General features: G+C 64.0%; 22 protein-coding genes. 14 read left to right on the top strand and 8 right to left on the bottom strand.

Annotated elements, in window-relative coordinates:
• Positions 1–25: 25 nt before the first annotated feature.
• The gene (locus U5A65_RS07580; protein WP_321934105.1) at positions 26–397 is read right to left on the bottom strand and encodes a hypothetical protein; all 372 of its coding nucleotides are present in this window, start codon (positions 395–397) and stop codon (positions 26–28) included.
• Positions 398–816: 419 nt separating this feature from the next.
• Here U5A65_RS07580 and U5A65_RS07575 point away from each other — a divergent pair, with 419 nt between their 5' ends.
• The 6 genes from U5A65_RS07575 to U5A65_RS07550 all read left to right on the top strand — a co-directional run bounded on the left by U5A65_RS07575 (position 817) and on the right by U5A65_RS07550 (position 6,914).
• Positions 817–1,281, top strand: coding sequence for a DUF2844 domain-containing protein (locus U5A65_RS07575; RefSeq protein ID WP_321945949.1), 465 nt, complete (start codon positions 817–819; stop codon positions 1,279–1,281).
• Between the two features lie 41 nt (positions 1,282–1,322).
• Positions 1,323–1,931, top strand: a complete 609-nt coding sequence (locus U5A65_RS07570) for a DUF3443 family protein (RefSeq protein ID WP_321911429.1) — start codon at positions 1,323–1,325, stop codon at positions 1,929–1,931.
• A 402-nt stretch (positions 1,932–2,333) separates the two neighbouring features.
• The gene (locus U5A65_RS07565; RefSeq protein ID WP_321945948.1) at positions 2,334–4,031 is read left to right on the top strand and encodes a methyl-accepting chemotaxis protein; all 1,698 of its coding nucleotides are present in this window, start codon (positions 2,334–2,336) and stop codon (positions 4,029–4,031) included.
• Positions 4,032–4,046: 15 nt separating this feature from the next.
• Positions 4,047–4,889, top strand: a complete 843-nt coding sequence (locus tag U5A65_RS07560) for a protein-glutamate O-methyltransferase CheR (protein ID WP_321911425.1) — start codon at positions 4,047–4,049, stop codon at positions 4,887–4,889.
• Entirely contained in the window at positions 4,873–5,427 is a 555-nt protein-coding gene (locus U5A65_RS07555; protein ID WP_321934110.1) for a chemotaxis protein CheD, read from the top strand. The genes U5A65_RS07560 and U5A65_RS07555 overlap by 17 nt, the downstream gene beginning before the upstream one ends.
• Positions 5,424–6,914 carry a chemotaxis protein CheW gene (locus tag U5A65_RS07550; protein WP_321945947.1) on the top strand — a complete coding sequence of 497 codons (1,491 nt, stop codon included), beginning with the start codon at positions 5,424–5,426 and terminating at the stop codon, positions 6,912–6,914. The genes U5A65_RS07555 and U5A65_RS07550 overlap by 4 nt, the downstream gene beginning before the upstream one ends.
• 35 nt (positions 6,915–6,949) lie before the next feature.
• Here the strand turns inward: U5A65_RS07550 and U5A65_RS07545 are convergent, their stop codons facing one another.
• Positions 6,950–7,675 (bottom strand): TetR/AcrR family transcriptional regulator, encoded by a 726-nt coding sequence (locus U5A65_RS07545; RefSeq protein WP_321945946.1) that lies wholly within the window; start codon positions 7,673–7,675, stop codon positions 6,950–6,952.
• Positions 7,676–7,869: 194 nt separating this feature from the next.
• On the opposite strand from U5A65_RS07545, the gene U5A65_RS07540 reads away from it, so the two are divergent.
• Genes U5A65_RS07540 through U5A65_RS07525 form a run of 4 tightly spaced genes read left to right on the top strand, consistent with a single transcriptional unit; the run spans position 7,870 to position 13,545 of the window.
• A complete protein-coding gene (locus U5A65_RS07540; protein ID WP_158759228.1) occupies positions 7,870–9,051 on the top strand; it encodes an isovaleryl-CoA dehydrogenase in 1,182 nt (393 codons plus the stop codon).
• 35 nt (positions 9,052–9,086) lie between these two features.
• Entirely contained in the window at positions 9,087–10,694 is a 1,608-nt protein-coding gene (locus U5A65_RS07535; RefSeq protein WP_321911415.1) for a carboxyl transferase domain-containing protein, read from the top strand.
• 19 nt (positions 10,695–10,713) lie between these two features.
• Positions 10,714–11,502: an enoyl-CoA hydratase/isomerase family protein gene (locus U5A65_RS07530; RefSeq protein ID WP_321945945.1), complete on the top strand. Its 789-nt coding sequence runs from the start codon at positions 10,714–10,716 to the stop codon at positions 11,500–11,502.
• A gap of 33 nt (positions 11,503–11,535) precedes the next feature.
• Complete coding sequence (locus tag U5A65_RS07525) at positions 11,536–13,545, top strand: acetyl/propionyl/methylcrotonyl-CoA carboxylase subunit alpha (protein WP_321945944.1); 2,010 nt, start codon at positions 11,536–11,538, stop codon at positions 13,543–13,545.
• Positions 13,546–13,685: 140 nt separating this feature from the next.
• Here U5A65_RS07525 and U5A65_RS07520 read toward each other — a convergent pair whose 3' ends face one another.
• Both U5A65_RS07520 and U5A65_RS07515 read right to left on the bottom strand, forming a co-directional pair.
• Entirely contained in the window at positions 13,686–14,531 is an 846-nt protein-coding gene (locus U5A65_RS07520; protein ID WP_321945943.1) for a helix-turn-helix transcriptional regulator, read from the bottom strand.
• A gap of 37 nt (positions 14,532–14,568) precedes the next feature.
• Complete coding sequence (locus tag U5A65_RS07515) at positions 14,569–15,126, bottom strand: carboxymuconolactone decarboxylase family protein (RefSeq protein WP_321945942.1); 558 nt, start codon at positions 15,124–15,126, stop codon at positions 14,569–14,571.
• A 334-nt stretch (positions 15,127–15,460) separates the two neighbouring features.
• Here U5A65_RS07515 and galU point away from each other — a divergent pair, with 334 nt between their 5' ends.
• The 3 genes from galU to U5A65_RS07500 all read left to right on the top strand — a co-directional run bounded on the left by galU (position 15,461) and on the right by U5A65_RS07500 (position 18,649).
• Positions 15,461–16,405: a UTP--glucose-1-phosphate uridylyltransferase GalU gene (gene galU, locus U5A65_RS07510; protein WP_321911768.1), complete on the top strand. Its 945-nt coding sequence runs from the start codon at positions 15,461–15,463 to the stop codon at positions 16,403–16,405.
• Positions 16,406–16,586: 181 nt separating this feature from the next.
• On the top strand, positions 16,587–17,324 hold the full coding sequence (locus U5A65_RS07505) for a response regulator (RefSeq protein ID WP_028202613.1): 738 nt from the start codon (positions 16,587–16,589) through the stop codon (positions 17,322–17,324).
• Positions 17,321–18,649: an ATP-binding protein gene (locus U5A65_RS07500; RefSeq protein ID WP_321945941.1), complete on the top strand. Its 1,329-nt coding sequence runs from the start codon at positions 17,321–17,323 to the stop codon at positions 18,647–18,649. The genes U5A65_RS07505 and U5A65_RS07500 overlap by 4 nt, the downstream gene beginning before the upstream one ends.
• 96 nt (positions 18,650–18,745) lie before the next feature.
• Here U5A65_RS07500 and U5A65_RS07495 read toward each other — a convergent pair whose 3' ends face one another.
• On the bottom strand, positions 18,746–19,492 hold the full coding sequence (locus tag U5A65_RS07495; protein WP_321934118.1) for a hypothetical protein: 747 nt from the start codon (positions 19,490–19,492) through the stop codon (positions 18,746–18,748).
• 276 nt (positions 19,493–19,768) lie between these two features.
• Positions 19,769–20,245, bottom strand: coding sequence for a carboxymuconolactone decarboxylase family protein (locus U5A65_RS07490; protein ID WP_321945940.1), 477 nt, complete (start codon positions 20,243–20,245; stop codon positions 19,769–19,771).
• A gap of 96 nt (positions 20,246–20,341) precedes the next feature.
• Between U5A65_RS07490 and U5A65_RS07485 the strand changes: the two genes are divergently transcribed.
• The gene (locus tag U5A65_RS07485) at positions 20,342–20,818 is read left to right on the top strand and encodes a MarR family transcriptional regulator (protein WP_321945939.1); all 477 of its coding nucleotides are present in this window, start codon (positions 20,342–20,344) and stop codon (positions 20,816–20,818) included.
• Between the two features lie 3 nt (positions 20,819–20,821).
• Here the strand turns inward: U5A65_RS07485 and U5A65_RS07480 are convergent, their stop codons facing one another.
• Both U5A65_RS07480 and iaaH read right to left on the bottom strand, forming a co-directional pair.
• The gene (locus U5A65_RS07480) at positions 20,822–21,583 is read right to left on the bottom strand and encodes a CDP-diacylglycerol diphosphatase (protein WP_321945938.1); all 762 of its coding nucleotides are present in this window, start codon (positions 21,581–21,583) and stop codon (positions 20,822–20,824) included.
• A 278-nt stretch (positions 21,584–21,861) separates the two neighbouring features.
• The gene (gene iaaH, locus U5A65_RS07475) at positions 21,862–23,316 is read right to left on the bottom strand and encodes an indoleacetamide hydrolase (protein ID WP_321911398.1); all 1,455 of its coding nucleotides are present in this window, start codon (positions 23,314–23,316) and stop codon (positions 21,862–21,864) included.
• Between the last annotated feature and the right edge of the window lie 19 nt (positions 23,317–23,335).

Here is a 23,335-nt window from a genome sequence, read left to right as displayed (position 1 = left end):
TTGCGGCTCGATATCGTCAAGGTGGTCAGTTCGAAGGCGCCGGCTGGGCGGGAACCGCGCGCCAGCCCGACGAGCATTGCTTTACATACGGATAGTAGGTTCTCGACTCGTCGCAGTAGTACCAGGTGTCGGCGTTTGCCTGCTGCTCGCCCACTGCATCGCCGGGGCCCGGCTGCGGGTCCATCGGGGCGCCGGCTTGCCCCTGCTCGATGTAGTCGGGCGCCTGTGGCGGCGCGACGATGACGGGCGGCGCGTAGTAGTACGGTACGGGCGCGACCGGGTAGTAATACGGCACACCGCCGCCGATGAACACGCCGACGCGCGCCGCCTGTGCTACCCCGCATACGCCGACAAGCGCGGCCGCTGCGGCCCCGAGAAACAGTTTCGACCTTCTCACACACGATCTCCAGAAACGGGCAGGCTGGGGCAACGGCGCGCGCCAGCCAATTATCGAACGCTAAGACATCGGCGGAACCAATGCAATTACGCGAGTTGCGCCGATTTTTCGAGTTGTTACAAACGCTGGCAGGTTTATGGGGCGCGAAGCTCTCCCGGAGCGCAAACGGCGTGCAACGGCTGGCTTCGTGGCCCATGTTTCACGCAAATGCCCGCAGCGAGGGGCGAGCGCGCGCCGCCCGGCTGTAACAATTGGATATCGATCTTCTTGCAGCTTGCGCCCTGCCGTGGCCATCAACAAATCGAAAAAGCCATTTCGATTTTCTGAATGCAGGTCCTTCGTTGGATTGACATAGACTTCCCGCGCCTCACTGCTGCAGCGCGCCGCTGTGCGTTCACATAATTAATAAGGACTGCGACATGAGGAAAAATCTTACTTGTCTTGTCACGATGTCGCTGCTGTCCGCGTCGCCGGCGTGGGCCGCGCTGGGGGGGACACCCACCTACGCCGGAGTGCGTAGCGTGCCCGACGTCCGTCTCATGGCAGCCGGCAAGTCGGCCGTCGCCCGCTACACCGTCAATACCTCGACCCTTGCCAATGGCGCGACGATTCGCGAATACCTCGATGCGAAAGGCATCGTCTTCGCGCTCTCGTGGCGCGGCCCGCGTGTGGGATCGCTCGAAACGCTGCTCGGCAGCTATTTCCCCGCGTGGCAGAAAGGACTCGCCAGCGCCCACGCCGCGCGCGGCGGCGGCTATGGACCGGTCGCATTGCGCGAGGACGATCTCGTCGTGGAGTCGGGTGGTCATATGGGTGCGCTGACAGGTCGAGCCTGGCTGCCACCGGCGCTGCCGCAGGGCTTCAGCACGGACGAAATCCAGTAAGGCAACGGGGAGACGCAACGAAAAGAATCACGTGGATCTCGGTGCTCGTACTGAGCTTCGTCCTGACTGCTTGCGGCGGAGGCGGTGGGGGCGGGGACATCATCAATCCCGTCGCGCTGTTTCCCATCGACAACAATGGCGTCATTGTCGATATGCCCGCGGTCTCGTCGCTTGGCGCGAGCGCGGTGGACGGCACGCTCACGTTCGGCATCGACACCCAGGCGAACAACCCGTTGAGCGGCGCCGGCGCGACGGTTCTGGCCACGGACAGCTACGGCAACTTTGTCGCGAAGTACAGCGGCTCGACGGCAGTCGCCGGATTCATCGATTCCGGATCGAACGCGACGTTCTTCGATGACCGCTCGATCATGCAATACAACGGATTCTTCGCGCCGCCAGTCGACTGGACGCGCAATGTCGTGCTGAACGATTCCACTGGTGTGAGCGACAACGTGACGGTGAATATCGGCAACGCGTTCGCGCTACTCGCTTCCAGCAATTTCGCCTTCAACAACCTCACGGCTTACATGGCTCAAACGGTCGATCTCGGCCTGCCGTTCTTCCTGGGCCGGCGCGTCTACTACGGGATCGACGGCGCACGTTCCGCTGGCGGTGGGAAGGGTCCCTATGTGGCATACATGAATCGCTAGTTGCACGCGGCGACTTTAAAAGCGAAAGCGCACTGTAAAGTGCGCTTTTTTTATTACTCAATAACTGAGGAAATGGGAACTAAAACGTTTTCAGTATTGATTGCATGAAATGGCGTTTCAATTACCAATTTTTCATTAAATGAATATTGGAATTGAAGCAGCTGTATCTCATGAAAAAAATATCGCGCGATGGCTAACGTGGGGCCGAACGAAAACGTTTGCCTTAGCACAAACCCCTGGTCAAGTTAACCAGATAGTGAGCCGATAAAACACGGGTAAGAGATGCAGCATCGAGGCGCCACGAGCGCCAAATAAAAAATCCGAGAGAAATCGCCCGAACCTGACGGCGGCACGCCGCAATCCGATTTGCATCGAAAGCGAACCCAATACGAGGGCAGGACCATGGAACAATCGACACCGGATCGTCAGATCGAATTACGCGAATTAAGCGCAGTCAATGCAGCGCTAAATCGTGTTCAGGCAGTCATTGAATTCGACCTTCAAGGCACCATTCTTCACGCCAATGAGAATTTCCTCGCGACGCTCGGCTATACGCTCGAGGAAGTGCGTGGCAAGCATCACCGGATGTTCTGCGATCCTGATTATGTGCGTACCGAGGCTTATCGGCAGTTCTGGGACCGGCTTGGCCGCGGCGAGTTCGACCGCGGCGAATACCGGCGCGTAGGGCGCGGCGGCCGCGAGATCTGGATCAACGCGTCATACAACCCGGTGATCGACGAAAACGGCCGGCCCTACAAGGTCATCAAGTTCGCCACCGATATCACCGCCGCCAAGCAGCAGCACGCGGAATACGAAGGGCGTCTGCGCGCCATCGACAAGGCCCAGGCCGTGATCGAGTTCGACACGGGCGGTGTCGTGCTGCACGCGAACCAGAACTTCCTCGACACGCTCGGCTATCGTCTCGAAGAGATTCTCGGCAAGCATCACCGCACGTTCTGCGAGGAGGCGTACGCGGCCAGCCCCGACTATCGCGAGTTCTGGGCCAAGCTCAATCGCGGCGAGTTCGACGCGGGACGTTACAAGCGCATCGCCAAGGGCGGCCGCGTGGTGTGGATCCAGGCGACCTATAACCCGATCTTCGACGTGAATGGCCGGCTCTACAAAGTCATCAAGTTCGCCAACGACGTGAGCGCCCAGGTCGAGCTGGAAGAGAGCGTGCAGCGCCGCGCGCAGGACGATCAGCGCAAGGTCGAGAAGCTGCTCGGCGTGGTGAGTCGCGCGGCCGCCGGCGACCTCACGGGCGACGTCGAGGTCACCGGCGAGGAGCCGATCGACCAGCTGGCCGCCGGCATCAAGGGCATGATGAGCGACCTCGCGGGCGTGATCGGCAAGGTGGTCGAATCGGCGGGCACCTTCAAGGACTCTTCGCAGGACATCGCCGCGCGCGCGGACACCGTGGCGAGCGGCGCACAACTGCTCGGCGCGACGGTCGAGGAAATGAACGCATCGATCGAAGAACTCACGGCCTCCATCAACTCGATCGCCGACAACTCACGGGGCGCCGACCAGCTCGCCAAGGACACGCAACAGGAAGCGGAGCGCGGCGCGAAGGCCGTGACGCGATCGATCGAGGCGATGGAGTTGATCAACCGCTCGTCGGAGGATATCGGCGAGATCATCAAGGTGATTGGCGAGATCGCCAGCCAGACCAATCTGCTCGCGTTCAACGCGGCGATCGAAGCGGCGCGCGCGGGCGAGCACGGCCTCGGCTTCTCCGTGGTCGCCGATGAAGTGCGCAAGCTGGCGGAACGCTCTTCGCAAGCGACGAAGGAAATCTCGAAGCTCATCAACGAGTCGGTGAAACGCGTTGCGCAGGGCAGCGAAATTTCGAAGCAGGCGGGCGAAGCGTTCGAGAAGATCGTGGCCGGCGTGAGCCGCACGACCCAGGCCATTTCGGAAATCTCCTGCGGCGCGGACGAGCAGCTCATTGCGGCCCGCGAGGTGAGCGCCGCGATTCAGCAGGTAGCCGAGGAAACCGAGAAGTCGGCGGGTGCATGCGACACGATCGCGCGCGCGGCGGCGTCGCTCAAGGGCGGGGCGGTGGGTCTCGACACGACGGTGGCGCGCTTCGTGGTGTGAAGTCTGGAGGTTGCAGTGGATATCGATCAGGATGCCGAATTGTCGGTGCGTAACGCGCTGTTCGAGAAGGTGCGCCGGCATACCGGCATCGCGATGAACGAGCGCAAGTGGACCATGCTCAAGGGCCGCTTGCGCCGCCGCATCATGACGCTCGGGCTGCCCGACTATGGCGATTATTTGCGCTTGCTCGACGGCAGCTCGGACGAGGTGCGCGACTTCATCGATCTCGTCACGACGAACGAAACGTCGTTCTTTCGCACGCCCCGCATCTGGGAGTATCTGGCGGGCGAATTCCTGCCGCGATGGGCAGCACAGCGCAAGGGCGAGCCCTTGCGCGTCTGGTCGGCTGCAGCGTCGAGTGGCGAGGAGGCGTGGACAACGGCCATGCTCTGCGAGGAGTTGCGCTTGCTGCATCCCTCGCTACGCTATGCGATCGTCGGCACCGATATCTCCGACGGCATTCTTGCGAGTGCACGCGCCGGACACTATGCCGGCCGCAGCATGGAGAGCCTGCGCCAGCAGCGGCCGGAACTCGTGCAGCGGTATTTCCGCAGCGACGCGGCGGGCATCAGCGTGAACGAGGCCTTGCGCACGCACGTGAGCTTTCGCCGTCACAACCTCTACGACGTGCCGCGCGATCTCGGCCAGTTCGATCTGGTCCTGTTGCGCAATGTCCTGATCTATTTCGATCTCGAAGGCCAGAAGGCCGTGCTCGCCAACGTGCGGCGGGCGATGCGGCCGGGCGCCGTGCTGATCGTGGGCGAGTCCGAATCGCTGAGCCGCGTCGCAGCGGGATTCGTCTTCGAACAGCCGCTCATCTATCGCAACGAGGTACGTGAACATGAGCATCCAGCGTGACGTGCAGGTGCGAATGTGTGAAATCGCCGTGAGCAGCGGCGAGGAAGGGAAAATCCTGCGCGCGACGCTGGGGTCGTGCGTGGGCATCGGGCTCCTGTGGCGCTCGCGCGCGACATACGGGTTAGCCCATTGTCTGTTGCCCGAGCCCACGGGAGGCGCACGGGTCGCCGGTGCTCCGCAGGCCGGCAATGGCGCGAAGTACGTGATCGAAGCGTTGCCGAAACTGCTCGCCATGATGCACGCCCACGAGGCCCGCGAAGGCGATATCGAGGCTGTGCTCGCGGGGGGCGCGAACATGATGCACCATCGCACGACAATTCACGAACCGATCGGAGAGCTAAACGTTCGTATTGCGCGCCAGATGCTGGCCGACGCGCGGCTGAAACTCGTGCATGTCGACGTGGGCGGCGAGTGCGGTCGCCAGCTGAGCATCGACTGCGAGCAGCATCACTATGCTGTGCGCCACTTCTCGCGCTCGCTCGAGCCGAAGTCCTCTGCGATGCCCTCGCAGTTGCCGGAACAAGGAGTCACTCGATGAGTCTACGCACGCTTGCAGCCGGCCCGAACGTGGAACTGTACGGCTCGTTCCATCTGGCGGGCACCGAACTGGCGCTGCCGGTGTCCGCCTTGCAGGAGGTCGTCAATCCGCCCGAGACGCTCACAGCGATCCCGCTTGCACCGTCGTATTTGCTCGGGCTTTTCAACCTGCGCGGCACGCTGATTCCCGTGGTCGATCTGCGGCAGCTGCTGCGTTTGAACGCCGAGAGCACGAGCGCGGCGCGCAAGGTCGCCATTGTCGAATCCGGCGGCGTACGCGTAGGGCTGCTGTTCGACGCGACGGGCGAAATTTTGCGTGTGCCGCGCGAGCAGGTCATCACGCTCGACGTGCCCGAGGGCAGCCCGCCCATGGCGATTGGCGCGGTGCTCAAGCTCGACGGCGGCGAGCGCATTCTGCAGGTGCTCGCGCCCGCGGTGCTGCTCAGTTTGCGCGACATGCCGCAGCTCGCGCAAACGGCGCCGCGCGCGGCCGAGCGGCGTGCGCACCAGGGGCAACGCCGCCAGAATGTGTCGTTCAAGGTGGGCGCCACGGCGCTCGCGCTGCCGATGGACGCGATCCAGGAAATTATCCGCGTGCCGGCCTTGCAGCAGTCGCCGCTCGCCAACGAGGTATGCATCGGCATGCTGAACCTGCGCGGCGCGACGATTCCCGTGCTCGATTTCAGCGCGCTGCTGGGCTTCGCGCGCGCGAGCGGCGACGAGGCGCGTGTGGACGAGCGGCGCATTGTCGTGCTTCATCGCAACGACCTGCATTTCGGCATGCTGGTGGACGAAGTGGCGAGCATCGTTGCATACCGCGAAGAAGACCTGCTGCCCATGCCGGCTTACGGCGGCAATGCGCAGCGCTCGCTGTTCGCGGGTTATCTGGCGGCCGAAGAAGATGGCGCGGGCGTGCTGCTCATGAACGCCGACGCGCTGTTTGCCAACGAGCGTGTCGTGGCGCTCGCGGCGGGTCATCGCGATCTGTATCGCAACGCTCTGACGCAGGCGGCGCAAAAGCGCGGTGCAGGCACGCGGCAAACGCTCGTTACGTTCCGCATCGGCCAGTTGATCGGCGTGCGCATCGCCCAGTTGCGCGAGGTAATCGACTATCGCGACGACATCGTGCATACGCCGGGGCTGCCCGGCGTCGTGCGCGGCATGCTCAACCTGCGCGGCGTGCTCGTGACCGTGATCGACGTGCGCGCGATGTACGGCATGCCGCCGTATGAGGATCTCGCGCGCGCGAAGGTGCTGATTGTCGAATACGAGCGTGAAAAATACGGACTGCTTGTCGATTCGGTCGAAGATATCGTGACGCTGACCGGTTCGGCCCAGCTCGCGTTGCCGCAGTCGTTCACGCGCAGCGAAGGCGCGTGCGTGCGCAACGACATGCGCGAAGCCGTGGAACTGCCGGGCAAGGGCACGCTGATGCTGCTCGACCCCGCTTCGCTATGCGCGCGCGTGGCCGACGAAGCGGCGGTTTGATGGCTGGCCAACCTGTGTGCGAAGCGGCGCGCCGGCTAGCGCGCGGCGCGTTCGCGCTCGAGCCGGCGCACCGCTTCACCCACGTCCTGGCTGAATTGCGCTAGCGCGGCGAGTTCGAGGTTGGGCGGCTGCAGGGCCGACCAGAGCGCATCCACGAGCCGTTCGGCCGTGGCGTCGATGTCCGTGCGGCGGTTGGCGAGCGTCGCGTCCCACAGCACGTGCTCCATGGGCCCGAACACCAGAGAACGCAGCAGCCGCAGCGGCAGGTCGTTGCGGATCTGGCCGTTTTCCTGGCCGCGCGCGAGCACCCGCATGAGCGGCGCCGTGTAGCGGCGCTGCATTTCCGTGAGCGCGTCGCTCAGATCGTGGTGGCGCGTGCGGCCTTCCGAGAGCACCAGTTCGCAGATGCCGGTGCCGCTCTCCAGCATCAACTGCAGATGCATGCGCACGATGAATGCAAACTGCTGGCGCACGGTGCCGTCGCGCGGCAGGCCGCCTTCGATCGCGGCGATCGATTCGTCATACCAGTCGCCGATCACGCGCGCGCACAACTCCCGTTTGCCCCGAAAGTAACTGAACACCGTTGCCTCGGACACACCGAGGCGCTGGGCGATCTCGGCCGTGGTGGCGCGTGCGTACCCTTTTTCCGAGAACACCTCGCGACCCGCTTGCAGGATTTCCCGCACGCGCTGCTGCGACTTGCGGCCCGCCGGCTGGCGGCGCGAGGCGGGCAGGACGGCTTTCCGGGCAACGGCTTCCATGTTGAGCTTGATTCAATTTACGTCAGGGTGGAATTCATTATCTACGAAAGAATCGCCGCCAGACAAGGAAATTTCATCTGCATGACAACTTGAGCGTCACTCAGAAATACCTATTGACGTTAACGTAAATGTGGCGTGAAATGGGCGTCCATGGGGCGAAGCACCGCCCGGACCGAGATTCTCTGGAGACACACATGAGCAACGTACCCGGTTTGCAGTTCCCGCTTGGCGAAGAAGTCGAAATGCTGCGCGACAGCATCGCCGGCTTTGCGGCGAAGGAAATCGCGCCGCGCGCGGGCGAAATCGACCGCACCGACCAGTTCCCGATGGACCTCTGGCGCAAGTTCGGCGACCTGGGCGTGCTCGGCATGACGGTTTCGGAGGAATACGGCGGCGCGAACATGGGCTACACGGCTCACATGGTCGCGATGGAGGAAATCTCGCGCGCGTCCGCCTCGGTCGGCCTGTCATACGGTGCGCATTCGAACCTGTGCGTGAACCAGATTCATCGCAACGGCACCGAGGCGCAAAAGCGCAAGTACCTGCCGAAGCTCGTTTCGGGCGAACACATCGGCGCGCTCGCCATGAGCGAGCCGAACGCGGGTTCGGACGTCGTGAGCATGAAGCTGCGCGCGGAAAAGAAGGGCGACCGCTACGTGCTCAACGGCACGAAGATGTGGATCACCAACGGCCCGGATTGCGACACGCTGGTGGTCTATGCGAAAACCGACCCCGAAGCAGGGTCGCGCGGCATTACGGCGTTCATCGTCGAGAAAGGCATGAAGGGCTTTTCGGTTGCGCAGAAGCTCGACAAGCTCGGCATGCGCGGCTCGCATACGGGCGAACTAGTGTTCCAGGACGTGGAAGTGCCCGAAGAGAACATCCTGGGCCAGCTCAACGGTGGCGTGAAGGTGCTGATGAGCGGCCTCGACTACGAGCGCGCCGTGCTTGCGGGCGGCCCCACGGGCATCATGGCCGCGGTCATGGACGCCGTGGTGCCGTACATCCACGACCGCAAGCAGTTCGGCCAGGCCATCGGCGAATTCCAGCTCATTCAGGGCAAGGTTGCCGATCTCTACACGACGTACCAGGCGTGCCGCGCATATCTCTACGCAGTGGGCCGCCAGCTCGACACGCTCGGCAAGGACCACGTGCGCCAGGTGCGCAAGGACTGCGCGGGTGTGATTCTCTACACCGCGGAAAAGGCCACGTGGATGGCGGGCGAAGCCATTCAGATTCTCGGCGGCAATGGTTATATCAACGAGTATCCGGTGGGGCGTCTCTGGCGCGACGCGAAGCTCTACGAAATCGGCGCGGGCACGAGCGAGATTCGCCGCATGTTGATCGGCCGCGAGCTGTTCGCGGAAACGATGTAATCCCAGGCAACTCAGGTTAATCAAGGGAGGACGGGATGCCGGTCATCGAATCGAAGCTCAATCCGCGCTCGGAAGACTTCAAGGCCAATACCGCGGCACTCGAAGCGCTCGTCGCGGACCTGCGCGAGAAGATCCAGAAGCTTTCGCTCGGCGGCGGCGAGGCCGCGCGCGACAAGCACCTCTCGCGCGGCAAACTGCTGCCGCGCGATCGCATTGCGCAACTGCTCGATCCGGGCACGCCGTTTCTGGAGTTCTCGCAACTCGCGGCTTACGGCATGTACAACGACGACGCGCCGGGCGCGGGCATCATCACGGGCATTGGCCGCATTGCCGGCCAGGAGTGCGTGATCGTTTGCAACGACGCCACGGTGAAGGGCGGCACGTACTATCCGGTCACGGTGAAGAAGCACGTGCGCGCACAGGAAATCGCGCAGGAAAACAACCTGCCGTGCGTGTATCTCGTCGATTCGGGCGGCGCCAACCTGCCGAACCAGGACGAGGTGTTCCCGGACCGCGATCACTTCGGCCGCATTTTCTACAACCAGGCGAATCTGTCTTCGCAGGGTATTCCGCAGATCGCCGTGGTGATGGGCTCGTGCACGGCTGGCGGCGCCTATGTGCCGGCCATGAGCGACGAGTCGATCATCGTGAAGAACCAGGGCACGATTTTCCTTGGCGGCCCGCCGCTCGTAAAGGCGGCGACGGGCGAGGAAGTGAGCGCCGAGGACCTGGGCGGCGGCGACGTCCATACGCGTCTTTCCGGCGTGGTCGACCATCTCGCGCAGAACGACGCCCACGCGCTGGCGATTGCGCGTTCGATCGTCGGCAATCTGAACCGCACGAAAACGCCGCCTGTTGTGCTGCGCGAACCGCTGCCGCCGCGCTTCGACGCGAAAAGCCTCTACGGCGTGATTCCCGTCGATACGCGCAAGCCGTTCGACGTGCGCGAGGTGATCGCCCGCATCGTCGACGACTCGGCTTTCGACGAGTTCAAGGCACGCTACGGCACCACGCTCGTGACCGGCTTCGCGCACATCTGGGGCCACCCGGTCGGCATCATCGCGAACAACGGCATTCTGTTCTCCGAATCGGCGCTGAAGGGCACGCACTTCATTGAGCTGTGCTGCCAGCGCAAGATTCCGCTCGTGTTCCTGCAGAACATCACGGGCTTCATGGTGGGCCGCAAGTACGAGAACGAAGGTATTGCGCGCAACGGCGCGAAGATGGTGACGGCGGTGGCCACGGCCAAGGTGCCGAAATTCACGGTCATCATTGGCGGCTCGTTCGGCGCAGGCAATTACGGCATGTGCGGCCGCGCGTATTCGCCGCGTTTCCTGTGGATGTGGCCGAACGCGCGCATTTCGGTGATGGGCGGCGAGCAGGCCGCATCCGTGCTCGCCACGGTGCGCCGCGACGGCATCGAAGCGAAGGGCGGCACGTGGAGCGCCGAAGAAGAAAATGCATTCAAGCAGCCGATTCGCGATCAATACGAGGTGCAGGGCCATCCGTACTACGCGAGCGCACGCCTTTGGGACGACGGCGTGATCGACCCGGCGCAAACGCGCGACGTGCTCGGCCTCGGCCTTTCCGCCACGATGAATGCGCCGATCGAAGAGACGCGCTTCGGCGTGTTCCGCATGTGATGCATTGAGGACGAGAACCATGCAATACGAAACGCTCACCGTAGACATCGTCGGGCACGTGGCGACTGTCACGCTCAATCGCCCGGACGTGCGTAACGCGTTCAACGAGACGATGATCGCGGACGTCACGGCGGCATTCACGGCGCTCGGCGCTCACGACAACGTGCGCGCGATCGTGCTCGCCGGCAATGGCAAGGCCTTTTGCGCAGGCGCGGACCTGAACTGGATGCGCAAGATGGCCGGCTATTCCGACGAGGAGAATCGCGCCGACGCCATGCGTCTCGCGCAAATGCTCTCGGCGGTCTATCGCTGCCCGAAGCCGGTCGTCGCACGCGTGCATGGCGACGCCTATGCGGGCGGCATGGGTCTCGTTTGCGCGGCGGATATCGTCGTAGCCGTGGAAACCGCACACTTCTGCCTTTCCGAAGCGCGCCTCGGCCTCATGCCCGCCACGATCGCGCCTTACGTGATCCGCGCGCTTGGCGAGCAGGCATCGCGCCGCTACTTCGTCACCGCCGAAGCCTTCGACTGCGCCACCGCGCAGCGGCTTGGCCTCGTGAGCGAAGCCGTGAGTGCGCAAGCACTCGACGCGACGGTGCAACGCATTACCGAAACGCTTTGCACGAACAGCCCGAACGCCGTGCGCGAGTGCAAGCAGCTCGTGCAGGACGTCGCGGGCCAAACGATCGACAACGCGTTGATCGAAGACACCGCCGTTCGTATCGCGCGTATTCGCGCGAGCGAGCAGGGGCGCGACGGCGTCTCGTCGTTCCTTGAAAAGCGCACGCCGCGCTGGCGCGATCAATAAGGCAAGAAGCAGGAAACGAAGCGAGGACAGCACATGTTCAACAAAATCCTGATCGCCAACCGCGGCGAGATCGCATGCCGGGTTGCGGCTACGTGCAGGCGGCTCGGCGTGAAGAGCGTGGCCGTGTACTCGGACGCCGACGCGAACGCCAAGCACGTCGCGGCCTGCGACGAAGCCGTGCATATCGGCGAAGCGGCCGCCGCGCAAAGCTATCTGCGCTTTGAGCGCATTATCGAAGCCGCACGCGCCACGGGCGCTCAGGCCATTCACCCCGGCTATGGATTTCTTTCGGAGAACGAAGACTTTGCCCGCGCATGCGAAGCAGCGGGCATCGCCTTTATCGGGCCGCCGGTCGAGGCAATCGCCGCCATGGGCTCGAAGGCGGCAGCGAAGGCGCTGATGCATGCGGCGGCCGTGCCGCTCGTGCCGGGCTATCACGGCGACGACCAGGACCCCGCGCTCCTGCAGCGCGAGGCGGATGCAATGGGCTACCCCGTGCTGCTCAAAGCAAGCGCGGGCGGCGGCGGCAAGGGCATGCGCGTGGTCGAGCGCAGCGAGGACTTCGCGGCGGCGCTCGCTTCGTGCAAGCGCGAGGCGGCAAGCAGCTTCGGCAACGATCGCGTGTTGATCGAGAAGTACCTCACGCGGCCGCGCCACGTTGAAGTACAAGTGTTCGCCGACAAGCACGGCGGCGCGGTCTACCTGTTCGATCGCGACTGCTCGGTGCAGCGCCGTCACCAGAAAGTGCTCGAAGAGGCGCCCGCGCCGGGCCTGGCCGACAACGTGCGCCGCGCCATGGGCGAGGCGGCCGTGGCCGCGGCGCGTGCGGTCCATTACGAGGGTGCGGGCACCGTCGAATTCATCATGACGGGCGCCGACTTCTACTTCATGGAGATGAACACGCGCCTGCAGGTCGAGCACCCCGTGACGGAAATGATCACGGGCCTCGACCTCGTTGAATGGCAATTGCGCGTGGCCGCGGGCGAGCCGCTGCCGCTCGGGCAGTCGCAGCTTTCGATCACGGGCCATGCACTCGAAGCGCGCATTTACGCGGAAAACCCGGCGCGCGGCTTCCTGCCCTCCACAGGCACGCTCAAGCATCTGCGCATGCCCGAGGGCGTTGAGTTCCGGCTCGGCGACGCGGGTCAGCGCGCGAGCGTGCGCATCGACAGCGGCGTGCGTGAGGGTGACACCATTACGCCGTTCTACGATCCGATGATCGCCAAGCTGATCGTGCACGGCGCGACGCGTGACGACGCACTGGCACGCATGGAGCGTGCTCTCGAAGCGTGCGAGGTGGTGGGGCCGCATACGAACGTCGAGTTTCTGCACCGGCTCGTGACCTGTGAGCCGTTTGCGAGCGCCGATCTCGACACGGGCCTGATCGAGCGCAACCACGACGCCTTGTTCTCGCCGCAGCAGAAGCCGGTTCGCGAAGCGCTTGCGCTCGCGTGCGCGGCGCTGCTTGGCCGCGAGGGTGGGCTGACGACGGGCACGTCGCCGTGGCAGTCGCTTTCGCATTGGCGCTTGAATAGCGGCTTTTCGCAATCGCTTGCGTGGCGCGACGTCGAAAGCGACACGGCGTTCGCCGTGGCGCATACGCATGACGGGAGCGAACAGACGCTAGCCTATGCGGGCCACACGGCGCGTTACACGTGGTGGCGCGGCGACGGCGCGGACGAATACGGCGCGACCATCGGCGACAAGCACGTAAAGGGTCGCGTATTCATCGACGGCGACGTGTTTCATGTGTTCTGCCTCGGCACGGCAATGGCGTTCGAGTGGCAGAACCTGCTCGCGCACGCCGCCGACGCGGAGCACGGGGAGGGCCGCCTGACCGCGCCCATGCCGGGCAAGGTGATCGCCGTGCTGGTGGAGCCGGGCGCCGTGGTCGAAAAAGGCACGCCGCTCATCGTCATGGAAGCGATGAAGATGGAGCACACGATCGGCGCACCGGCGGCTGGTAAGGTGACCGAAGTTTTGTACGGCGTAGGCGACCAGGTGGCGGACGGTGCGCAATTGCTCGTGCTCGAAGCCGCTTGACGATGCTTGATGAGAGTTGACTGGCTGGGCCAATGAGTTCTTTCCGGTTTCCCTGTAGCCGGAGAACGACGTGAGAGTTTTACCCTGGGGCGCTCTGTTATAGCGGAGCGCCCTTTTTTTCGCTTGCGGCCAGGAACCGCTCAGCGTTGCTTCGCATGCGTCGCAAGCAGTTCCCGATGCCGCGCTTCGGTGTCGTCGTCGGCTGGGAACATGCATTCAAGGCGCAATTCCTGAGCGGCGACGTTTTGCGGCGCGCCCACGCTTGTCACCATCGAAAAATAGCGAAGCACGCTGCCGTTGCTGATGAAACTCAGTGGAATGACTGGCATGCCAGGCGTGCTGCTCGATCCGTGATGCGCTTTCCAGTCGCCCGGCACGCCGGGATATGCAAGCAATTCATCGAGAAGCATACGGGTTTCGTCGTCGATCACGCGGCCAACCGCTTCGCGATAGACACGCTGCAGCAGGCTTCGCGATACGTTCTCCCAGTCGACAAGGAAGGGGCGTAGGCCCTGAGGATCGAACATCAAATGCAACATGTTGCGCCGGCCCGTGCGCGCCGCCATGTCGATGAAGTGGCCGAAGAAGCGCGGCGCGGCGTCGTTGGTCATCAGCACGTTCCAGTGCCGGTCCATGACGATGGCCGGAAACGGATCGTGCTGGCGAATCACGCGCTCCAACGCCCGCACGACGTGCTGCATTTCCTGTGCGTTCCAGGGCGCTTCCGAATAAACGGGCGCGTAGCCGGCGGCGAGCAGCAGGGCGTTGCGCTCGCGCAGCGGCACATCGAGTGTCTGTGCCAGGGCAAGCAGCGTGTCACGGCCCGGCACGCTGCGCCCGCTTTCGATAAAGCTGATCTGCCGCTGGGAGATTCCCGCATCCAGTGACAGATCGAGTTGACTCACGCCACGCGCATCCCGCCAATAGCGCAGCAGGGTGCCGAGTTCGCTTTGCGTCGCGTGTGGGACGGCTCGCGTGGCGTTCATCAGTTCTCCGTAGTTGAAGTGAACCACGATAGCGGACTCACGCCGCGTTCGCACGCCAGGCAAATGGCTCGAACTGCGCTTCGAGCGCCGGGTGTGTCACGCTCGCGACGTAGTTCGTGATGGCCGATGCGGCGACCACCGCGATGACCTCCAGCGTCTGCTCGGCGCTGAACCCTGCATCGAGAAACCGCTGCTGGTCTTCGCCGGAGATACGGCCGCGCTTTTCGATCAGCGTGCGCGCAAGCGTCGACAAGGCAGCGAGTTGCGCGTCGGCCGGCGGGCGGCCGTGGCGCATCGCTTCGACGTCGGCGCGACTGACGCCTTCCTTCAAGGCTAGCGCCGTGTGAAACGCAACGGGCCATTCGGCTGCATTCGTGACCGCATTGGTGAGCAGCAGTGTCTGGATCTGCGGCTCGCTCAGGCTGCTCGAGTGGACACGCTGGAACACGCTGAAAAAGCCGCCGATCAGCACCGGCGAGTTGGCCATCTTCGCCGCGATGTTCGGGATCATGCCGAACGTCTGCTGCAGTTGCTGGAGCACGGGCTGCGATTGCGCGGGTGCGGACTCGATCGTGTGTTGAGGATAGGTGGACATGCTGACTCCTGGGTGTTGGGCGTCACCCGATTGGCGACGCGACAGCCGAAGAGTAGAAGCGACGGCGCGCCGCGCCAATTACATGCCATGTAATAGCGGCGCTGCAGTGAATCGCGAACTTTGGCGTGCAGGGCGTGGCCGCGTTTTCGAGCGCGCATTTTTCAGGAAAACAGTGCGATCATGTGTGCAGGCTTTTCGGCAGACCTTTCAGGTCGAACCCTGGGACGCCTGCTGCCGAGCCGACTCCCCACTCGGGGAGATGCGGGGTCGGAGTGCAAATCTTCTGCAACCCACCATGGCCATACCACCGCTCTACCAGACAGGTGAGGTCATCATGCTTGGTGTTCGTAAAGCTGTGTTCCCGGTGGCGGGAATCGATATGAGCTTTCTGCCGGCAACGAAGGCGAGCCCGAAGGAAATGCTGCCCGTTATCGACAAACCGCTCATTCAATACGCTGTTGAAGAAGCAATAGCCGCAGGCATTACGGAACTGATATTCGTCACGGGCCGCGGTAAGCGTGTCATCGAGGATCATTTCGACAAGTCCTACGAGGTCGAACATCGGCTGAGGGCGCGAGGCAAGCAGAATCTCGTCGAGCTCGTGCAGGACATCAAGCCGGCCAACGTCGAGTGCATCTACGTTCGGCAAGCCGAGCCGCTTGGTCTTGGCCACGCCATACTCTGCGCAGAAAAGCTCATTGGCGACGAGCCGTTTGCAATCGTGCTCGCTGACGATCTGCTCGATGGAACGCCCCCGGTTCTCGCGCAGATGGTGCATATATTCAGCCACTACGATTCCTCGGTTCTCGCCGTCGAGGAATTCGATTCGCGAGAGTCCACGACGCACGGCGTGATCGATGGCCGCCATTGGGACGAACGCGTGATCAGCGTCAGCCGCATCATCGAGAAGCCTTCGCCCGAACTGGCGCCGTCGAGCTTCGGCGTTGCCGGACGCTATGTGCTCATGCCAAGCATCTTCGCGCATTTGCGTTCGGTGAAGCCCGACTTGAATGGCGAGATCCAACTCACGCCCGCCATCCATTCAATGCGCGAGGGGGAGCAGGTGCTGGCCTACGAGTTCGTTGGCAAGCGCTATGACTGCGGCACCAAGCTCGGCTATGTTCAGGCGACGGTTGATTTCGCCCTGCGGCATGCGGAGTTGCACGAGACCTTCGACGCATGGCTGCGTGAGCGCGTTGGCGCGTTGCAACTGGGTGCGTGGGCACCGGTTCCGATGCTCAACCAACTGGCTCCGGGCGTGCAGGAACTCGCGCACTGAAGTCATGCCAGGTTGCATAGGAGAATTGAACGATCCGTGCGAACGTGCAGGCTCCATTGCAGGGTTTCATGCTATCTGGATGAAACCCGATGATTCCGCCCTTTTTCAAAGGTGATGCGAGGAAAGGAAAGGTAAGAAACGTTGCAAGGTTCCGCCCGCCCCGCTGCTTTAAAATCGCGGCATGAACCCCAGCGTCCTCATTGTCGACGACGATCCCGTCGTGCGCGACCTGCTGAGCCGTTTTCTGCGCTCGCATAACTTCGATACGGCCGTGCTGCACGACGGCGTCCACCTCCAGCGCCGCCTCGAGCGCGAACGTCCGTCCATCGTGGTGCTGGACATCATGATGCCCGAGACCGACGGCCTCGAGGCCATCGCCGCTCTGCGCGCGGCCGGCGACGACATTCCTGTGATTTTCGTTACGGCGCGCGGCGCGGTGAGCGATCGCATTCGCGGGCTTTCGCTGGGCGCGGACGACTATTTGCCAAAGCCTTTCGATCCGCACGAACTGCTCGTGCGCATTCAGAACATTCTGCGCCGGCGCGGCCCGTCCACCGCGAGCGCGCCGGAAGCGCGCCGGCGCTACCGGTTCGGCGACTTCGAACTCGATTTCACGATGCGCACGCTCTCCTGCGGCGACACGCAAATCCCCTTGCGGGAAAGCGAATTCGCGCTGCTGAAGGTATTCGCCACGCATCCCTACAAAGTGCTTTCGCGCACGCTGATCCACGATATCGTGCACCGCGACGAGCGCGAGTTTCACGAACGCAGCCTCGACGTGCCGATCTGGCGCCTGCGCCGCGTGATCGAGGCCGATCCGTCCAATCCGCGCCACATTCAAACGGTGCGCGGCAAGGGCTATGTATTCGTGCCGGATCCCGCGAATTATTCGGAGGCGCACGGCGCAGCAATTCAGTGAGAAGTCCGTTGAATACGCTGTTCGGGCGCATGGCGTTGCTCTCGACGGCGGTTTTGCTTTCCATGCAGCTTGGCTGGTTTTTGCTGCTTGCCCGCCAGCCGCCGCGCCATGAAGTCGACGGTTTCGCACGCGGCGTGCTGCTCGCGCTGCGCGTGGCCAGCGAGGAGCACGTCGGTGGCGGCACAGTGCCGCCACCCGTGCATCTTGGCGGCTCTCTCGAGCCGCCGAAGGACGGCGACCTGAGCGCCGTGCTGCGCGTGCACCGCGTGCCGGTGTGGAACGTGCCCAAGGCCGTTCACTTGCACGAACCGACGCGCCGGCCGCTAGTCGACTTGACGCGCCATCTACGCGAGCAATTGCCGCCCGGCACGCAGTTCGCCGTGGACGATGGGCGGCCGCCGCAACTATGGGTACGCTTTCCGGGCAGCACGACCTGGGTCGTCGTGCCCGTCGATATTCCGCCGCCGCCGCGCTTTGTCATCGAAGGAATCTCGATGCTGCTGGCAGCGCTTACGCTGTCCTTCCTCGCTGCCTGGCAGATCCAGAAACCGCTTGCGAGTCTCGCGCAGGCGGCGCGCCGGTTCGGCACGGGTGAGCGCATTGCGCCGCTCGAAGGCAAGGGGCCACGCGAACTGCGCGATGTGAGCACGTCGTTCAACGACATGATGCGCTGTGTGAACGAGGCCGAAGACGACCGCGTGGTGATGCTGAGCGGCATTGCGCATGATCTGAAGACCCCGCTTACCCGGCTGAAACTGCGTGCGACGCTGATGGCCGAGGAGTCGGAGCGCAATGGCATGCTGCGCGACGTCGACTCGCTCACCCACATCGTCCAGCAGTTTCTGGAGTTCGCGCAACAGTCGCCCGACGCGGGCAGGCTGCTGAGCGTCGATGGCTTTCTGCAAAGCCAGTTTGGCAATCCTGACGAAATCGAGGGCGGCAACGGACCGCTATTCGTGCTCGATTTGCGCGCGGGCCCCCGGTTCAAGCTGCCGCAGGTGACGTTGGACCGGCTCGTCACGAATCTGGTCGACAACGCGCTTGAGTATGGCGCACCGCCGGTCGAAATTTCGACGGCGATCGAAAACGGATCGTGCTGGATAAGCGTGCGCGATCACGGCGCAGGTATCGAGCCCGAGCGGATTCCGGCGGCCATGAGGCCGTTCGTACGTCTGAGTGCAGCGCGTGGCGGCGAAGGCCATTGCGGTCTCGGGCTGGCCATCGTCGCGCGGCTCGCGCGCGACTGCGGCGGCCATTGCGACGTCGAGAACCATCCCGAAGGCGGCCTGCTCGTGCAGCTCAGCTTTCCCGTCACTCACACCTGACACGCCCACACGAAAAAAGCGCGCCGAGCCCTCGCGGACCGGCGCGCAAACAAACGTACCAACGCTTGAAAAGCGGGCGCTTGTGGACGGATTGGGTCAGGCCGTCGTGCTCACGAACAGGCCGCTCGCGGCGCCCGAGCCCTGCTGTTGCAGGTTGCTGGCGAGCGTCGTGAGGAATTGCTGAAGCTCGGACGTCGTGTCGCTTGTGGAACTGCTCGACGATGCGCCCATGGCCGTCAAGAGGTTCTGGAAGTCGGACGTCAGTTCGCTGTCCGAACTGCTGCCGCTCGATGTGCTGCTTGACGCGCTCGAATCGGAGGACGTGCTGCTCGAAGCCGAGGAAGCCGAAGTAAGCGACTGCGCAAGGTTCGAGATCGCCGAGGCCAGATCGTTACCGTAGCCGCCCGCCGACGAGGGCGGCGGAGGCGGCAGCGGAGGCATCATCGCGGCTGCGCTGCTCGTATCGCTCGACGCGGACGACGTGCTGGAACTCGAAGAACTCGAAGCCGCGCTCGTCGCAGACGCAGCGCTTGCCGACGAAACCGTGCTGCTGTCGCTGCTGTCGTCCGTGCCCGTCACGGTGGCGCCGCTTTGTTGCGCGGCCGCCTGGAACAGCGCGCCGAGGAATTGCTGAAGCGCGGCGGCCAGTGCATCGGGCGAAGTGGCCGACGTGCTCGACGTCGAAGCGGTGGCGCTCGACGACGAATCTGAACTGCTGGTGCTAGCGGAAGCACTGGCCGTGCTGTCGGTCGTGAAGCCGAGCGATGAGAGCGCCGAGGCGATGGCGGCAACGAGCGGATTGACGTTGTTAGAGTCCGACGAGGCGTCCGAGGACATGGGCATGCCCGGCGTCTGGCTGGTGCTTGTGGTTTGTCCGTCTGCCTGGTAAGCCGCCCAGGTGGAATACAGCGAGTTTGAGTTGGATAACGCGCTTATCGACATGTTTAACCCCCCGGTAAATGTGCGATATGGTCGATGCTCGACCGAGATGGCTGGTCAGGCCACTCAGTTGGCGCAATCGTATGTCGCCTTTCGCCGCAGGGGGCGGCTTTGTAATTGGAGGAAAGAGTTCTGGTAAGAATCTCGCGCAATCCTTACCTTACCTTTCCTTGGCGGCAATCAGGCCGCTTCGTCGCGCACCGGCGGCGCAAAACGCAGCGCCACAGCAATGCGGTTCCACGCATTGATATTCGCCACGGCGGCGGTCAAGAACGCCATCTGTTCGCCGGGAAATTGTCGCGCGACTTCTTCGTAAAGTGCATCGCTCACGCCTTCATGGAGCTTCGCGCTCAGCGCCTCGGTGTAGGCCAGCGCGGCGCGCTCGCGCTCGCTGAAGCACTCCGGCGCCTCGTGCCACGCGGCCACGAGATCGAGCTTGACGCGCGGCACGGCTTTTTCGCGCGCAATGTTGAGGTGATACTGAATGCAGAAGGCACAGCCGTTGATTTGCGAGGCGCGGATTTTCAGCAACTCGGTGAGCGGCTTTTCGAGCCCGGAAGCATCGACCGCCTTGCTCATGGCGGAGAGCGCGGTGGCCACGGGAGCGGCGTCGCGCACGAAAGCTTCATAAGCAATACGGGTGGAAGCGCTGGACATGACTGGACCTCGCGAAGTTTGACAGTTAATATCAGAGCACGAACATAATATTCGAACTCTGACATTATGCGCAAGACTGCGAAGAAAGACCCGGCTATGAAGAGGGGCGAGCCCGTGAGCGCCATTCCGGAGGTCGGTGAGGGCAAGCGCGGCGAGGCGGGCTATTTCGGCTACCTGCTGCGCCAGGCGGGTGCGGCGCACCGTTTGCGCATGGAACGCGCGCTCGACGATATCGGCATTACGCCGCCGCAGTTCGTCGTGCTGACGCTGCTGGTCGCGTACCCCGGCATTTCGGGCGCCGATCTCGCGAGGCTCGCGGCGCTCACGCCGCAAACGGTGAGTGTGATCGTCGCGAATCTCGAACGCGGCGGCGCAATCGTGCGTCGGCCGCACGCGGCGCATGGGCGCATTCAGCAGATCGACGTGACCGACGAGGGCGAGGCGCTGCTCAAGCAGTGCCGCTCGCGTGTGAAGAAGCTGGAGGCGCGCATGGCCGCGGGCTTCACGGCCGAAGAAGAGCAGGTGATACGGCGCTGGTTAGTGAGCGTCGCGCGCGAGGACGACGCCGGCTAAGTGTTACTGCGAGGCGCTTTTCTCCTGCGCGAGACTGCACGAATGGTCGAGCAGGCCTTCCGCCGTTCCTGTTCCGCCATCGACATCGAGCCCGCTGTTCACGACGAGCCAGCCGTTGCGCTGCGCATCGGGGCCTGCGCCCGTCACGAGTATCGTCTGCACGGCCATGGTCTGTTTCGGGCTGAGATCGCGCTCGACTACGCGGAACGGGTTGTTACGGTCCGAGAGGCTCGTCACGCGCGTAACACGGTAGCGCGAGCCGTCGAGCGTCGTCCAGCGCCATGTGCCCGGCGCGATGTCGCCATACGGCGCGAGCGCTTTCGTAATGTCGGGGCGCATGCAATCGACGTGAATGTGCAGTTGATTCTGCGTGCGGCGCTCCGAGGAGTTGATCTCCAGGCCGAGCTGGTTGCCGGCGAGCGGCATGCCGAGTTTCGCTTCCACAAAGCGTCCGGCTCCCCATGCGCCTACCCAGTATTCCGGCGCGCCGCCGTAAAGAATCTCCGGGCTTTCGATGCCGGCCACGCGGTCAGTGGGAATCACGAGATATTGCGCGCGGCCTGCGATGTCCTTGAGCACGGCATAGCGTTTCTGGAAGTCGACGGTGGTGCAGGGGCCGGGCTGGCCCTTGTCGCGCATGTTCGGCACGCACTGGCCGCCCACGACTTTCCAGAGACCGTTGGAGTCGACCGCGGAGAGGCGTACGCAGGCGCCCGTGGCGGCGAGCGCAACGACTGCCGCCGTGGCCGCGGCAAGGCGGGACATCCGTATGAAAGGGGCAAGGCGCAGGGATCGCATTGGCACGAAGGGTCTGGATTCATTCGATCAAACGCGCCGCGGTGCGAGCCTGCTCACGTCGCGGCGCGACGCAGCGCGCAGTGTAGCGCAATGCCCGTGACAGTCACGAGGCTCGCGGCGACGAGCAGCGCGATCACTGAGTTTTGCGCAACGAATCCGGTGTTCATTCGACGTGCCTCGCGATCCAACACGTGAGGAACGACGCCACAAAGGCCACGACGAACTCGCCAGGTTGCGTCGTCGCCTCAAATTTCAGGCGCAGGCAGCGTCCCCAGAATCGCTTCGAACGCGAGACCGATCGCGAGCAGCCTGCGGTCGCCGCCAGCCGGTCCGTCGAGTTCGAGACCGACTGGCAAGCGCGCATCGATTAGGCCCGCCGGGAGCGCGAGGCCCGGAATGCCGGCGTTGCTCGCGGGATCGGTGTTGCGCAGATACGCCTCCAGTTCGTCGATCGGCGCCGCGCCGTCGATCGACACGCGAGACGAACCGTTCAGCTCGTCGATCGGCACGGCGGCGAGCCGCGTCGTGGGAAAGAGCAGCGCGTCGAGGCCGCTTGCGGAGAAGGTCTGTGCATAGAGCTGCTGCAGGCGCGGCCGCCACACGGTCATCGCGCCGTGGTAGTCGCCGCCGCGCGCGTCGGCGAGCACGGCGTCGTAGGCCGCGCGCACGTCGGGGCTCGCAATACGCGCGGCGACCTCGGCCACGGTTTGCGCGGGCGCGTGGTTCGCAACGAGCCACGCGGCGAGATCGTCGATGGGCTCGTGCAGCGCGATCGCGTAGCTCACGCGGTCGTTCAGCGCGAGCAGTTCGCGCATTTCGACAGGCACGAGCGTGACGCCCGCAGCTTCGAGCTTCGCGAGCGCTACGCGCGCCACATCTTCGAGCGCGGTTTCGAGGCCTTCCCACAGCGGCGCGGGCAGGCCAACACGCAGATTCGGCACGGCGGCAGGCGAGAGCGGACCGTGCCCCGTGATCACGGCGTCGAGCAGCGCGACATCGGCTACGGTGCGTCCCATCGGCCCGACCGTGTCGCGCGTATGGCTGATCGGCACGACGGCTTGCGGGTCGTGATAGCGGCGTTGCGTGCCGCCGTCGCCCACGCTCGGGCGCAAACCGACGATGCCGCACAGCGCGGCGGGAATGCGCGTGGAGCCGCCCGTGTCAGTGCCCAGTCCCGCGGGCACGATGCGCGCCGCGATGGCGGCCGCCGTGCCGCCTGACGAGCCGCCAGGAATTCGTTCGGGATCCCAGGGGTTGCGCACGGGCCCGGCATGCGGCGCGAGATTCGTGCTGGTGATGCCGAACGCAAGCTCGTGCATGTTGGCTTTGCCGAGCACGATTGCGCCGGCGTCGACGAGGCGCTGCACCGATGGCGCGTGACGCGCGGGCAGGAAGCCTTCGAGCGCGGGCGTGCCCGCAGAGGTTTGCAGACCGCGCGTATTGATGTTGTCCTTCACGGCCACGGGCAGCCCCGCAAGCGGCAGACGCGCACGCTCGCCTGGCGCTAGCGCGTCGATACGTTGTGCGGCGGCGAGCGCGCCTTCCACGTCGAGCACGGTGAACGCGTTGAGGTTGGAGAGCGCTTGTGCGCGCGCGAGCAACGTGGCGACGTAGTCGGCGGCCTTCAGTTGTCCTGCGTGGATGGCCTCGACGGCTTGCGTCGCGCTCAGTTCCAGTTGCTGGTCGACAGTCCAGGTCATGCGGCGTTCTCCTCGTGCG

The sequence above is a fragment of the Paraburkholderia sp. J10-1 genome, from assembly GCF_905220165.1.
Classification (GTDB): Bacteria; Pseudomonadota; Gammaproteobacteria; order Burkholderiales; family Burkholderiaceae; genus Paraburkholderia.
This window is presented reverse-complemented; position numbering and strand designations above follow the sequence as displayed.